Source organism: Helicobacter suis (genome assembly GCF_902196135.1).
Classification (GTDB): Bacteria; Campylobacterota; Campylobacteria; order Campylobacterales; family Helicobacteraceae; genus Helicobacter; species Helicobacter suis_A.
Genome location: NZ_CABIKE010000008.1, coordinates 60,411 through 75,049 on the forward strand (window position 1 = coordinate 60,411; position 14,639 = coordinate 75,049).

The 14,639-nt window shown below is 39.4% G+C and carries 13 protein-coding genes; 12 read left to right on the forward strand and 1 reads right to left on the reverse strand.

The window, feature by feature from the left end:
• Nucleotides 1-18 precede the first annotated feature (18 nt).
• Genes yajC through mfd form a run of 11 tightly spaced genes read left to right on the forward strand, consistent with a single transcriptional unit; the run spans nt 19 to nt 12,472 of the window.
• On the forward strand, nt 19-333 hold the full coding sequence (yajC, locus tag G6Q06_RS05715) for a preprotein translocase subunit YajC (RefSeq protein ID WP_034376267.1): 315 nt from the start codon (nt 19-21) through the stop codon (nt 331-333).
• 6 nt (nt 334-339) lie between these two features.
• Nucleotides 340-1,950, forward strand: a complete 1,611-nt coding sequence (gene secD, locus G6Q06_RS05720) for a protein translocase subunit SecD (RefSeq protein WP_205435929.1) — start codon at nt 340-342, stop codon at nt 1,948-1,950.
• The gene (gene secF, locus G6Q06_RS05725) at nt 1,937-2,902 is read left to right on the forward strand and encodes a protein translocase subunit SecF (protein WP_163565987.1); all 966 of its coding nucleotides are present in this window, start codon (nt 1,937-1,939) and stop codon (nt 2,900-2,902) included. The genes secD and secF overlap by 14 nt, the downstream gene beginning before the upstream one ends.
• Nucleotides 2,903-2,920: 18 nt before the next feature.
• Entirely contained in the window at nt 2,921-3,262 is a 342-nt protein-coding gene (locus tag G6Q06_RS05730) for a DUF6394 family protein (protein ID WP_064429935.1), read from the forward strand.
• Nucleotides 3,262-5,703 carry a leucine--tRNA ligase gene (leuS, locus tag G6Q06_RS05735; RefSeq protein WP_205435935.1) on the forward strand — a complete coding sequence of 814 codons (2,442 nt, stop codon included), beginning with the start codon at nt 3,262-3,264 and terminating at the stop codon, nt 5,701-5,703. Before G6Q06_RS05730 ends, leuS begins: the two co-directional genes overlap by 1 nt.
• Complete coding sequence (gene lptE / locus G6Q06_RS05740) at nt 5,700-6,206, forward strand: LPS assembly lipoprotein LptE (protein WP_163533886.1); 507 nt, start codon at nt 5,700-5,702, stop codon at nt 6,204-6,206. Before leuS ends, lptE begins: the two co-directional genes overlap by 4 nt.
• Entirely contained in the window at nt 6,203-7,393 is a 1,191-nt protein-coding gene (locus G6Q06_RS05745; protein ID WP_163565988.1) for a bifunctional folylpolyglutamate synthase/dihydrofolate synthase, read from the forward strand. The genes lptE and G6Q06_RS05745 overlap by 4 nt, the downstream gene beginning before the upstream one ends.
• Nucleotides 7,383-8,282, forward strand: a complete 900-nt coding sequence (locus tag G6Q06_RS05750; RefSeq protein WP_205426748.1) for a M23 family metallopeptidase — start codon at nt 7,383-7,385, stop codon at nt 8,280-8,282. Before G6Q06_RS05745 ends, G6Q06_RS05750 begins: the two co-directional genes overlap by 11 nt.
• Entirely contained in the window at nt 8,269-9,207 is a 939-nt protein-coding gene (locus tag G6Q06_RS05755) for a M23 family metallopeptidase (RefSeq protein WP_163565989.1), read from the forward strand. Before G6Q06_RS05750 ends, G6Q06_RS05755 begins: the two co-directional genes overlap by 14 nt.
• Nucleotides 9,120-9,512 carry a bactofilin family protein gene (locus tag G6Q06_RS05760; RefSeq protein WP_163533889.1) on the forward strand — a complete coding sequence of 131 codons (393 nt, stop codon included), beginning with the start codon at nt 9,120-9,122 and terminating at the stop codon, nt 9,510-9,512. Before G6Q06_RS05755 ends, G6Q06_RS05760 begins: the two co-directional genes overlap by 88 nt.
• Complete coding sequence (gene mfd, locus G6Q06_RS05765) at nt 9,512-12,472, forward strand: transcription-repair coupling factor (protein WP_163565990.1); 2,961 nt, start codon at nt 9,512-9,514, stop codon at nt 12,470-12,472. Before G6Q06_RS05760 ends, mfd begins: the two co-directional genes overlap by 1 nt.
• On the opposite strand, the gene waaF is transcribed toward mfd, so the two are convergent.
• Nucleotides 12,450-13,454 (reverse strand): lipopolysaccharide heptosyltransferase II, encoded by a 1,005-nt coding sequence (waaF, locus tag G6Q06_RS05770; protein ID WP_163565991.1) that lies wholly within the window; start codon nt 13,452-13,454, stop codon nt 12,450-12,452. The genes mfd and waaF overlap by 23 nt on opposite strands.
• Before the next feature lie 163 nt (nt 13,455-13,617).
• On the opposite strand from waaF, the gene G6Q06_RS05775 reads away from it, so the two are divergent.
• Complete coding sequence (locus G6Q06_RS05775; protein ID WP_240329272.1) at nt 13,618-14,169, forward strand: YtfJ family protein; 552 nt, start codon at nt 13,618-13,620, stop codon at nt 14,167-14,169.
• Nucleotides 14,170-14,639: the final 470 nt, after the last annotated feature.

Genomic DNA, 14,639 nt, shown 5'->3' on the forward strand with positions numbered 1-14,639 from the left:
ATGTTATGAAGGAACAAAATGAATCAGAGCCGGGAAATTTTAACCTCTTTGTTGCCCTTGTTGGTGCTTTTTTTGATTTTCTACTTTTTAATCATCCGTCCACAACGCAACCAAGCCAAAAAACACAAAGAAATGTTAGAAGGTCTGCAAAAAGGGGATAAAATCGTTTCTCAGGGAGGGTTGATCTGTGAGGTGATCAAACCGGAGAGTACTTTTTTTAAGGTCAAAATTAATGATACAACAGAGGTTAAACTTTCTAAAAACCATGTTGCCTACAAACTTGAGGAATTAGAGAGCGAAACAAAAACCACTTTGCAAAAAGGGAGCAATTAATTTTGAATGTCTCGAATCTTTAATGCGAGATTATTGGTTTTTATGCTGGCCTTTATCTTTGGGGTGGGCTTTTCTTTGCCTAGTTTTTTACAAACTAAGGGGCCTAAAATCACTTTAGGGTTGGATTTAAGGGGGGGATTGAGTTTGCTTTTAGGGGTGCAAGTACAAGAAGCGCTTAAAAGCAAATATGCCTCTATAGCCACCTCTTTAGATTATGCTTTCAAACAACAAAATTTGTTGATCCAAGATTTGCGCTCTTCATTGCAGGGAGTTTCTTTTACTTTGCTAGATAAAGATGACGCTAAGGGCGTTGGGCATATCTTAGAGGATTTGCGCAAAGATGGAATCGAGATTTTTGTTAGCCAAAATAGCTATAACTTGCATTTTTCCTTTGAAAAAGCCCAAGCTCTTAAGCAACAAACCGTCGCACAAGTGATTAGCACCATTAGAAACCGCCTTGATCAATTTGGTTTAGCCGAACCCACTGTTTTACAGCAAGGTAAAGATGCGATTTTAGTCCAATTACCCGGTATTAAAAGCATTGAAGAGGAACAACGGGCAAAAGATCTCATCACTAAATCCGCGCACTTACAAATGATGGCTGTAGATGAGCAAAAAAACGAATATCTAGATCAATTAAGCAGTGCAGAAATAGAAAAACTAGGCGATGTTGTTCTATCCTACACAGATAAGCGCACTAAGTTATTATTAAAAGCCGTTCCTATTTTAGATGGAGAAATGCTAACAAATGCCCAAGTTGTTTATGATAAAGATAACCGCCCTGTTGTGAGTTTCTCGTTAAATGCGCAGGGGGCTAAAATCTTTGGGGATTTTTCGGGGGCTAATGTGGGCAAACGCATGGCCGTTGTATTAGATAATAAAGTGTACTCAGCGCCCTATATTCGCGAACGCATTGGGGGGGGAAGTGGGCAGATTAGCGGGAATTTCACCGTAGCGCAGGCAAGCGATTTAGCCATTGCGCTTAGAAGTGGGGTTTTAAGCGCGCCGCTTGTTGTACTTGAAAAGCGCATTATTGGCCCCTCTTTAGGAGCAGATAGCATTAAAACCTCCATTGTGGCACTCATTTCTGGGTTTATTTTAGTTATGGTCTTTATGATTGCCTATTATGCCCTAGCTGGGGTTATTGCTAGCATGGCCTTGATTGTGAATTTATTTTTAATTGTTGCGGTGATGGCTATCTTTGGGGCGACTTTAACACTACCGGGCATGGCTGGAATTGTACTTACTGTGGGCATGGCCGTAGATGCTAATATTATTATTAATGAGCGCATTAGAGAAGGGCTTAGGGCTAATGAAAGTGTAGCACAGGCTCTATTTTCAGGCTATGCTAATGCCTCGCGCGCTATTTTTGATTCAAATTTAACTTCTCTGATTGCTTCTTTATTGCTCTATGCCTATGGCACGGGCTCTGTTAAGGGTTTTGCGCTCACTACTGGCATTGGAATTTTAGCCTCAATTCTTACGGCTATTATAGGTACGCAGGGCTTTTATCAAGCTATTCTACCCAAACTCTCACGCAAGAAAAACCTTTATCTTTGGTTTGGTGTAAGCCAAAGTGTTAAACACCATAAAAGGATAGCCCGTGGAACTCTTTAAACGGGTGAGAATTTTAAATTTTATGGAGTATTCTAAATGGGGCTTGGGGGCCTCTTGTGTTGTACTTTTGCTTTGTTTGGCTTTGATTATCTTTAAGGGTTTTAATTTAGGGGTGGATTTTGCAGGGGGGAGTGTAGCACAGGTGCGTTTTGAGAAAAAAGCGCCTTTAGCGCAAATCCGTGAAGTCTTTGCAAAAGCCCATTTAAATGGGGTACAGGTGAGTGCCTTTGGCTCTGATCAAGAAGTGGTGATTAAAATTCCTGTAGGCAAACAAGAAATCAAAGATTTAGGCAGCAAAATTACAGAAATTTTAGCGCCTCTAGGTAAATTTGAAATCCGTAAGTTAGATAGCGTGGGGCCTAAGGTGGGCGATGAACTCAAACAAAGGGGCATTTTATCTTTGGTACTAGCCATTGTAGCGATGATGTTATATGTAAGTTTTCGCTATGAATGGCGCTTTGCCCTAGCTAGCGTTTTAGCATTAGTCCATGATAGCCTTATCACCGCCACAAGTGCCATTGTTTTTAATATTGATTTAAACTTAGAGGTCATCGCTGCGGTTTTAACTTTAATTGGTTACTCCATTAACGATACCATTATCATTTTTGATCGCATTAGAGAAAAGATGCTTGCCGGTCGCTCTAATGATCTTAATTTTGTGATTAATGAGGCTATCTCTAGTACCTTAACGCGTACGCTGCTTACTTCTTTAACCGTCTTTTTTGTGCTTTTAGTGCTCTATCTCTTTGGCTCTAGAATTTTAATCGGCTTTTCTTTGCCCATGCTTATTGGCACTGTTGTAGGGACTTATAGCTCCATTTTTTTAGCCCCCCGTATTGCGGTGCTCTTAGGTTTTGATTTAGCCAAATACCATGATAATGAGCTTAAAAAAGCCAAACGCAAACAAGAAAAGGAGCGTTTACGGCGTTTGTATGAACATGGACGGGTCTAAACCACAAAAAGGATAGCCATGGATTGGGGTCGGGTTATTTTCACGGTCTTTAGTTTGCTTAGTACCACTTCCATTGCGGGTTTTCTTTACGAACCTAATGTGGTGATTCTCTTTGTGGCTATGGCGCTTAACCTCATTGTTACTACTCTTAAGATCGGGGTACAAAAACAATTTGCTTCAGAATTAATGGGGGGGTCTTTGGTGGCGCTATTTCATCTCATGCCAGCCTTTGTATTTTTACAAATTTTAAATAATCTCATCCTCGCCTACACTCTTATGATTGGGGCGCTTGTTAGCAATGTTTTTTGTTTGATATTGCTCATCATTGATAGCATTAAAAATACAGATGTGGAATACTAATGCAAACTTATACTCCTAAAATCATTGAAAAAAAATGGCAAGAAATTTGGGCTAATGATTTGGCATTTGAACCTAGTTCTGATTTTTCTAAACCCAAAAAATACATTTTAAGCATGATGCCCTACCCTAGCGGAGAGGTGCACATGGGGCATGTGCGCAATTATGCAATCGGGGATGCTTTAGCGCGTTACTACCGCCAAGTGGGTTATAATGTACTACATCCTATGGCCTTTGATGCCTTTGGTATGCCCGCAGAAAATGCGGCTATCAAACACCAAATCCACCCCAAAATCTGGACAGAGAAAAATATAGCCAACATGCAAGAGGAATTTAAAGCGCTAGGGTTTTCTTTTAGTAAGACTCGCGAATTTGCCACTTGCGATCCTAATTACACCAAAATTGAACAGCAATTTTTTATAGAGATGTTTTCTAAAGGTTTGGTGTATCAAAAAGAGGCGTGGCTTAATTGGTGTCCTCTTGATCACACGGTTTTAGCCAATGAACAAGTTATTGATGGGAAATGCTGGCGTTGTGGCTCTGCTGTAATACAAAAGCAAATGCCACAATACTACCTTAGAATTACAAAGTATGCTGAGGAACTTTTAGCAGAACTTAAGAATTTAAAGGGCTCTTGGCCTACACAAGTTTTAAGCATGCAAGAACAATGGATTGGTAAATCAGAGGGCTTAGTTTTTAGCTTTGCATTAGAGGCTGAGAGTGTAGCGCGTTTAAACAGATCAGATTTAACACAAATTGAGGTCTTTACAACCCGTATTGATACGATCTTTGGGGTAACTTTTATAGCACTCTCCCCTGGGCATGCATTAGTCCAAGCTCTACTAGAAACAGATTTACTAAGCATAGAGGCCAAAGAAGAGATTTTAAGCATTCAAAATACCAATATGCGTACGCGTTCCTTAGAAAAAAGAGGGGTTAAATTGCCGCTATCTGTTTTACACCCCTTAACTCATGAATCTATTCCTGTTTATATGGCTAATTTTGTATTAGATAATTATGGGAGCGGGGCGTTAATGGGAGTACCCGGATGTGATCTTAGAGATCATGCCTTTGCAACCCTTTTTAATATCCCTATTAAAGAACTCATTGTAGGAGAAGTAGCACCTTGTCCGGTGGGTATTTTAAAAAATAGCGGGGAATATAACGGGCTTAACACCACAGAGGCTAAAGAAAAGCTTAGCGCGCTTTTTGAGCAAAAAGGATTAGGAAAGCGCGTTATTAATTATCGCTTGCAAGATTGGGGTATTTCACGCCAGCGCTACTGGGGAGCGCTTATTCCTATGGTGCATTGTTCAAATTGCGGCTTAGTGTGTGAGAAAATAGAAAATTTGCCTATTTTATTACCTGAAGATGTGGTATTTGATGGCGAGGGCAATCCTTTAGATAAACATAAAAGTTTTAAACATTGTCTTTGCCCTAAATGCGGGCAAGAGGCGCGCCGAGAAACCGATACAATGGATACCTTTTTCCAATCTAGTTGGTACTTTTTGCGCTACACCACCCCGCCTAAACTTTGGGATAAACAAGCCTTTGATTTAGACGCGCTAGATTATTGGATGGAAGTAGATGAATATATTGGCGGAATCGAACATGCCATTTTGCATTTGCTTTATGCGCGCTTTTTTACTAAGGCTCTTAGAGATTTGGGTTATCTTCATATCAATGAACCCTTTCAGGCTCTCACCACTCAAGGCATGGTGCTTAAAAATGGCGCTAAAATGAGTAAATCTAAGGGTAATGTAGTTACGCCTCAAGAGATTTTAGAAAAATACGGGGCAGATATTGCTAGGGCTTATATCCATTTTGTCGCACCGCCTAATAAAGAATTAGAATGGAATGATCAAGCCCTAGAAGGCGCAGCGCGTTTTTTAAAACGATTTTATGAAAAGTCATTTTTAGCAAAGGCTTGTAAGCAACTCCCCTTTTTAGATGTAAATAATCTAAGCGATGCAGAAAAAGAAGCGCGCAAAAAGATTCACTTAGCTTTACAAAAATGCCATGATATTTTTGATAAAGTCCAGCCACATTATCCTTTTAATACTTTGCTTGCTTTTTGCATGGAAGCACTCAACGCCCTAGAAAAAACCACAAATAGCGCCTTATGGACAGAAGGGTATTATATTTTAACCCATGTGTTAGAGCCTCTTATTCCCCATGTCTGCCATGAAATTTCTAAACGGCTTTTTAATTTGAGTAATTTTAAAACCCTCCATGTAGATCCACGCGCATTAGAAGAAGATCAAATTACAATGGCTGTTACGATTAATGGTAAAAAAAGAGGGCAAATTGTGATCTTAAAAGATTTAAATCAAGAAGCGCTTTTAAAAGAGGCTAGAATTAGCGTGGCTAAATGGCTGGATCAAAAACGCGTGATTAAAGAAGTTGTTGTACCCCATAAATTAGTGAATTTTGTCGTGCAATGAAGGCCATTAGCGCGCTTTTTGTCTTGGTTTTATTAACAGGTTGTGGTTATAAGCCCATTGCCGCCCTTTCAGATAAAGTTTTAGGCAAAGGTATATATGTGCGCTTGGTGGTGAATTTGCCCAACCCTAAAAACTCTGTGGCTTTTAAAGACATGCTTAATCGCGTCATCGTGCAGCGTTTCCAAAATACCCTAACTAGCGAGAAACAAGCCGATTCCATTATTACCATTGAAATCACGCGGGTAGCAGATACCTCTATTAGCCAAAATCAAGAGGGTTTTACCACCTTCTACCGCGCTACCGTGTATGTGGATTACACTTACAATAATAAAATGGGCACTGTAAAAACCTTCCATGATAGCGGCTATTATAACTACGCTGTTTCATTACAAGACCCCCTCATCACTTACCATAACCGCATTTATGCAATCTCCCAAGCCCTAGAACAAACTCTTACCCAGTTTGTCTCCCAAATTGCCTATGAAGGTAAACTCAATAAATGAATTTAATAGACTATCTAGCCTCTAAAGCACAGGAGTACGCACCCTTTGATCCTAAGCGTTTTGAGCGTATCTACGCCACTTTTAACGCGTATTGTCAGGATCAAGTGCCTAAAATCCAAATCATTGGCACAAATGGGAAGGGCAGTACAGGGCGTTTTTTAACTCTGGGATTAGAACAGGCTGGTTTTAAAGTTTTACACTTCACCTCCCCTCATCTATTAGATTTTAAAGAGCGCTTTTACACGCAAGGTAGAATCATCACAGAGACTACTTTAGAAAAAGCACACCAAACTTTACAAACCATGCCCTTAGAACCCATGAGTTACTTTGAATACGCCACTCTTTTAGCCATTGTACTAGCCCAAGATTGTGATTATTTAGTAGCTGAGGCGGGTTTGGGCGGCGAATTTGATAGTACCAGTGTTTTAAATAAACGAATCGCTTTGATTTATACACCCATTAGTCTAGATCACACTGAAAGATTAGGCCACACTCTAAAAGAAATTGCGACCACTAAACTAAGAGCTATGATTAATCTAGAACCACACACACCCATTTTATTAGCCCACCAAAACCGCCCCTTTTTAAAATTAGCCAAGCAAATAGCAAATCAATATTCTTTACAATTAACTTTAGTGCCTCCCCCCTCTTTAGCCATACAAGCCTATGCCCACAAACACCACTACCCCCCTTTTTTGGTTGATAATTTACAAACAGCTCTTAGTGCTTTAGAAATCTTAAATATTAATTCTTCTCTTCTCGCACTTAAACCCTTAGATTTACCGGGTCGTTTTGAGTTTTTGACACCCTCTATTATCTTAGATGTGGCGCACAATGTAGCTGGGGCTAAGGCTCTGGCTAAAGCCCTAGCCGATCAAAGAGTGGATTTGGTGTATAATAGCTATCAAAGAAAAGACGCTTATGGGGTTTTAAAAAGCCTTAAATCTCGTATTAAACGGGTGTGGATTTTAGAAGTATTAGATACACAGATGATAGATAGGGGGGTTTTGGAGGGGTTTTTAGAGCAATTGCACATACCCTTTGCTCCCTTTAGCTGGGATACTTTTGACCCCTTTTCTGGTTTGTTTGTGGTGGCTGGATCTTTTAGTGTTGTGCGTACATTTATAGAGGGCTATCAAAAGTATCAGGGGCATTTTGAGGGTAGTAGGGGTTTGTGTGCCAGATAAATTTGTCTTAACAATTATTGATGAAAATGGGTCTAAACAACTCAGGCTTTCTAGGCATGTAAAACGGCATGTACTTGTAATAGCCATGCTAGCAATAGGGTTATTATTAGCCGGAGGGTGGTTTTTAGGCTACTTGGTTGAAAAGATTAGCAAAATGACTTTAGAAAAAGGTATTTTAGAGACCAATTATAAAAATCTATATACTAAAAATCACACGCTCAAGCTTGAGATTTCGCAAAAAACCCAAGAAATTGCCTTAGTTAGCCGTAAAATTAAAGATTTTGAAAATCTTGTACAGGTTAAAAAGAGTCAAGGCGATGATGCCTATAGTAGTGTGGATTTAAAACAACTCTCTATCCCTAATAAAACCCTAGCTTTAGCCCTTATCCCTAATGGAGAACCTATTAAAACCTATAGCACTAAAACTTTGATCAACTCCCCTAATAAAAGATCTTTAGGCCCCTACCATGGGTATAATTTTAATACAACGCCAGATACACCGGTGTATGCAACAGCTAGCGGAGTGGTAGATGTGGTGCTGATTAGAAATTATCAAGGCTATGGCAAATTAATACGATTAGAACATGCCTTTGGGTTTAGTTCGATCTATGCGCGCCTTAATAGCATTGTGATTAAAAGGCATGCATTTGTACAAAAAGGAGAATTACTTGGTTATAGTAGCGCTAACTTGCATTATGAAATCCGTTTTTTAGGCCGTATTGTAGACATGCCAAAATACATGGATTGGGACATGGCTCACTTTGATTTAATTTTTAAAGACGATTCTGTCAGCTGGAAAAATCTTTTCTATAGCATTAAAGACATGGCTCATATCCGTGAAAAACGCCAAACTACAGAACATTTAGGGGTTATAGGTGTGGCTGAATAAACGCCTCATTTTAATGTTGACTTACAAAGATGGGAGTAAGTCTATTAATGTACACATTGTCTACAAACAAATCATGTACTACATTCTCTTATTTGTGCTTGCCGTGTTCATGTTTTTAGGCATCGCGCTTTATGCTTTTGATATAGAAATCAAAACCACCAAAGCCCAGACTAAAAAACTCAGTGCAGAATATTTTAAGAGTTCACAAGCCCATGCCTATTTAAGCCAGAAAGTTCAAGGTTATTTAGAAGAATTATTACTAGCAGGCGATCGCATCAGTGATTTAGAAGATTCAGTAGGGATTGAAGGGGAGGATACTAGCGATGCTCCCTTAAGCCAGCGTTTAGATGTGGCTAGCATTACAGGGGCTCAAAAAACTTTTATCATGCGTTTTATCCCCAATGACAACCCACTTGAATCCTATCGGCGGATTTCTAGCCCCTTTGCTAAGCGTTTTCACCCCATTTTACACCGCTTATTTAACCATACAGGCGTGGATTTAAGTACGCCAATTAATACGCCTGTTTATGCAACCGCTAATGGGGTGGTGGGTTTGGCTAATAGCGGGTGGAATGGGGGTTATGGGAGGCTTGTTAAACTTTACCACCCCTTTGGTTTCCAAACTTATTATGCGCATCTTAAAAAAATCGTGGTTAAAAATGGCGAATTTGTCAAAAAAGGCCAACTTCTTGCTTATAGTGGCAGTAGTGGCATGAGCACTGGACCGCACTTACACTATGAAGTGCGTTTCATGGATAAGCCGATTAATCCTATGTTTTTTATTACTTGGAATATGAGAGACTTTGATTATATTTTTACCAAAGAAAGGAATATTGCATGGCAATCTTTACTAACGATCATAAACAACCTACTAACGGATCAGCCACCATCATCGCCCAAGGCACTAAATTCAAAGGAGAAGTAAATATTGATTGCCATCTACATATTGATGGCGAATTAGAAGGCATTGTGCATTCTGAATCCACCGTTGTGATTGGCAAAAATGGTGTGGTTATGGGAGATATTTTTGCGGCAAGATTAGTGGTGAGTGGTAAATTTAACGGGAATGCACAGGCTGATGTGATTGAAATCATGCCTTTAGGGTATGTGGATGGTAAAATTGTGAGTTCAGAATTAATCATTGAACGGAAGGGAATCTTAGCCGGGGAGAGTCGCCCTAGAAATGAAGTGATCAGAGCTTTAGAAGAAAATAAAAATCCTAAAACCTAATGCAATCTAGCCTTTATTTTGCTCTTTCTTCTTTTAATAGTACAATTTTAGTGGTTGCAGATAATAAACAGGCTCAAGAAGCTTTGCAGGTGTGGCGCTTTTTTAAACCCCACATTCCTGTTTTTGTGTTGCCAGAATTAAGAGTTTATTACCTTGATGATATGCGCGCTTTTAACACAGAACTTAAAGAGCTTTTAAGTGTATTGGGTTGTTTTTACCAATCTAAAGAAACAAACCCACAAACCCGTCTTATCGCTCCCTTAAGCGCGCTTTTACACCCTTTGCCCAAACCCTTATTACTCCAAAGTTTTAAAATAGAGTGCTTAGAAAGTTATTCTTTAGCAGAGTTAAAAGAAAGATTTTATTATTATGGTTATGATTTTGTAGACATCATTGAATTACCCGGTGAGGCAAGTTTTAGGGGCGATATTGTAGATATTTTTATCCCCGGTCAAACTAAACCACACCGCATTAGCTTTTTAGGACAAGATTGTGAAGATATCCGCACCTTTGATCCAATTACCCAGCTAAGCGATTCTAAACTTTTAGAATTTTTAGAGATCACGCCCGCACTCTTTAGTTTAAGCCAAGAAAACCACGCTCTTTTACAAACAAGGATAGAAAAACTAGAAAGTAGCGCATTGATTAAGGATATTGGATCGCTTGGGTTTTGGGTTTTAGAGGATTTTGGGATTGATTTTTTACAGCACTATAGCGCCACCTTAAGCCAAAAAGCCCATTTAGAGGCAAAAGAAATTTTTGATTTTAACCCTGCTGATAATCTAAAACATGCCCTCAGTTTACCGGTGCTACAAACCCCTCCTAATTGCCAAGATATTCAGATTCATTTAAACCAATTAGACACATTTTTACAACTCAACGCCCATAAACGTGTTACTTTGCTTGCTAAAAATATAGACTTAATCCCTACACATCATCTAAGCGCCCCCTTTAAAAGTGTTGTTTCTGATTGTGTGCTCCATTTTAGTACCCCAGATGTGATTTTTTTCTCTTTGCACTCCTACCCACAAAAACACCCACTTTTACGCCCTAAACTTATCTTAGATGAGCTAAGCCCGGGGGATTTTGTCGTGCATGAAAATTATGGAGTGGGGCTTTTTAAGGGTCTTGTCCAACAAAGTATTTTTGGCAGCATACGCGATTTTATCGCTTTAGAGTATCAAAATGAAGACATGCTGTTATTGCCTGTAGAAAATTTACACCTAGTGGAGCGCTACATTGCTAATAACTCCCCTGTTTTGGATAAATTAGGTAAAAGTAGTTTTATCAAACTCAAGGCTAAAGTCCATGCTGAAATCTTAGAAATGGCCTCACAAATCATTAATTTAGCCGCTAAACGCTATTTATTAGAGGGGGAGAAAATCAATGCAGATAGCGCTAAACTCAAGGCTTTTAAACAAGCCTGTGGTTTTAGCTTAACCCCCGATCAAGAAAGCAGCATTACAGCCATTTTAGAAGATCTAGCTCAAGGGCGCGTGATGGATAGATTGCTCAATGGCGATGTGGGGTTTGGTAAAACTGAGGTGGCCATGCATGCCATTTATGCTATCTTTTTAAGCGGCAAGCAAAGCGCTATGTTTGTGCCCACCACGCTTTTATGCGCCCAGCACTTTAACACCCTGCAAGCACGCTTAGAACCCTTCAATCTTAAAGTAGCCAAGCTAGATCGCTTTAGCAAGGATAAAAAGGAGGTTTTAGAGGGGATCAAAGAGGGGCATATTTCTGTAGTGGTGGGTACACATGCGCTTTTAAGGGCTAAATTTAAAGACTTAGGGTTAGTGGTGGTTGATGAGGAGCATAAATTTGGAGTGAAGCAAAAAGAGGCAATTAAAATTTTAAGCCACCAAGTGCATTCTTTGAGCATGTCAGCTACCCCTATTCCAAGAACGCTTAGCATGGCTCTTTCTAAAATTAAGGGAGTGAGCACTTTAACAACCCCTCCGGCTAATAGAAAACCTAGCCGTACCTTTGTGAAGGAAAAAACAAACCCCCTACTCAAAGAGATTATTTTAAGAGAATTACGCCGCAAGGGACAGGTTTTTTATGTCCATAATCACATTGAAAGCATGCCTAAAATCAAACAAAAACTTTTAGAATTGCTCCCTAATTTGCGTGTAGAAATTTTACACTCTAAAACTCCGGCAAAAGAAGTAGAACAGATCATGCTTAATTTTGCACAGGGGCATTTTGAAGTGCTTTTATGTACTTCTATTGTAGAGTCAGGAATTCATTTACCCAATGCTAACACCATTATCATAGAACAAGCCGATCGCTTTGGTTTGGCTGATTTGCACCAATTAAGAGGGCGCGTAGGGCGGGGGAATAAAGAAGGGTTTTGTTACTACCTAGTAGAGGATAAAAACACACTAGCAGAACAAGCCAGCAAAAGACTTTTAGCCTTAGAAAAAAATTCTTATTTAGGTAGCGGGGCTAGTATTGCCATGCATGATTTAGAAATTAGAGGCGGGGGGAATTTTTTAGGGGCAAATCAGAGCGGGCATATTAAAGGCATTGGTTATAAGTTATACACCAAAATGTTAGAAGAGGCTATTTCTCAAGAGAGTGGAGAGATACAGGAACGCTTTAGCGTGGATTTAAAACTCCAAGTCAGTGGCTTTTTAAGCCCGGATTTAATCCGTAGCGATAGTTTGCGTTTAGAACTTTATAGACGGCTTTCTTTATGCCTTGATTTAACCAGTGTGGCGGCAATTGAAAATGAAATCAACGCGCGTTTTGGAGCGCTAGATTTAATGACCACGCAGTTTTTACAAATTATCCGGATTAAAATTTTAGCTAACCAGCTTAAAATCCATAAAATTTTGCAATATGGGCAAAATATCACCCTTTGTTTTAAAGAGAAACAAAAACCTTTGCAAGCCCCTAGTAAAGACGATGTATCTGTGTTACAAACCATTCTTACAGCTCTACAGACTCTTTAGTTTCTAATAAGTGTGTGGCGATTTTAATCACTTCTTCAGGCTTAATTGTATCCATACAGGCATGGGGTTTAATAGGGCCTGTTTTAAGCGGACAGGTGCGTTTTTTACAAGGCGCACAGGGGAGATTTTTAAAGAGTAATTGTGCTTTTAAGGGCTTATAAGGGCCTGTTTCATGCAAATCTGTAGGCCCAAAAAGAGCGATCAATGGGGTTTGTGTAGCGGTAGCGATGTGCATAGGACCGCTATCATTACAAATTAAGAGATCAAGGGAGGCGATGGTATCTATTAAAACAGGGATAGTGGTTTGCCCGCATAGATTATAAAGATTGGCATGGGGGGGGATTTGATCTAAAATTTCTTGGATAACCATTTTGTCGTCTTGAGAACCTAAAAGATAGATCGCATGCCCTTGATTTAATAAAGCTTGAATCAGGGTTGCAAAATAATTTGTACTCCAGCGTTTAGCACTCCCAAAGGCAGCTCCCGGACTAATCCCAATGTGTTTTTGTAAAGGGGATAATGTAAGAGGAGTGGCCTTTAAGTTAAGAGGTGGGGGATTATTTAAAGCCATTAGGGGGGATAATAAATGATAATAGCGCTCTACTTGGTGGCCTTTATGGGGTTTTAAAGCATGGGTTAAAAGAAAAGAGCGGCAATTTTTAGCATACCCGATTCGAATGGGGGTTTGGCTAAAGTAAAGCAAAAGGGCCGCATATAAATTATTAGTTAGCGCTAAACCTATATCACAAGGGCCAATATGCCTAGCTAGTTTATAAGTAGCCCACATGCGGCATTTAGCACTCTTGGTTTTATCAATGATTAAGACATTGTGCAAATCTCGCTCAAAAAGCGCACACACACTACTAGGACCAACAAGAACACAAGTTGCGTTTTTAAAAGTGGCCTTGAGGGTTTGTATAAGAGGTGTAGCCATCACGCCATCACCTAGCCAATTAGGCAAACGGACTAAAATTTTCATCATCACTCTTTATACTACATCATTGCCAAAAGCACCTGTAAACTTTACTCTCAAGGGGTATTTTGTAGTACTGTTAAAATCCTCTATCAATTTCTACTTAAGTTTTTAATATTTAAAAAGAGTTTAAATATCTATGATAACATGGCTTCAAACTTTTATGAGGTGCGTGTTGAAAAAAATATTTGGAAGTTTGCTATTGACATTGGGCATGGTACATGGGACAAACATTGTTTTAAACAAACCCTTAGCAAGCGTGGTGGTACAAGATAAAGGGGAGCTTGTTTTAAACAAGGGTGATATTGCTTACAAGGCTTGGAGTAGTCAAAGTTTGCCCGGGAAGGTGCGTATTCTCCAGCATATAGCCGGACGCAAAAGTGTCAAGGCAGAAAACCAGCCTTTAATGGATAAAATCGTAGCGCAGCATTTTGATGCAAGTAAATACCAAACGACTAATATCATCAATGTAGATGATGCCACAATGGGAACGGGTCTTTTTGTGCGAGGAGAAACCAAAAAGGCTAAAAAAGAGCACCCAGATAGTCAGGTGGTTATGGATAATGAGGGGGTGGTGCAAAAAGCTTGGGGGTTAAAAAAACAAGAAAGTTTGATTGTTGTACTAGATAAAGAGGGTAAAGTGCGCTTTGTGCATGAGGGTAGGCTTAGTAGTGCCCAAATACAACAAGTGATCGATCTAGCTAAAAAATTACAACAAGAGTAGTTATTACCCACCTGTTTTAACCCTCAAGAGTCAGTATATCCCCGCATTCAAAGCTAGGGGGTTTTGATTATCAAACCGCTACTAACAATAGATTTTCCTCTTTAGAGTTTATACCCCCCCACTACAACACAAAACTTTTAGTAAGCCTCTTAATTTGTTTGGCTTAAGCTTACAAACTTTTAGCAATACTAAAGACTTTGGCTTTTTGGCTGTTTTATTAAAACGCTAAAAGGTTTTAAAGGGTTAATTTTATGGAAGTTTGGTAGGAAAATTGATTAAATGGCCATAAATCCCAAACATTGGGATATAATTTAATTAGATTTGTGCTACACTCAGAGAGCCGTTTCTAGGCAAATTTCTCAAGTTTTTTCTTGGACTAATGGTTTTAGAATTTAGGTGATTTGATGATAAGGTTTTTAGCTCTATCCGTTTTTTTTTTTTTTTTAGTCGCAGACGCCCGCTCTTTTGCC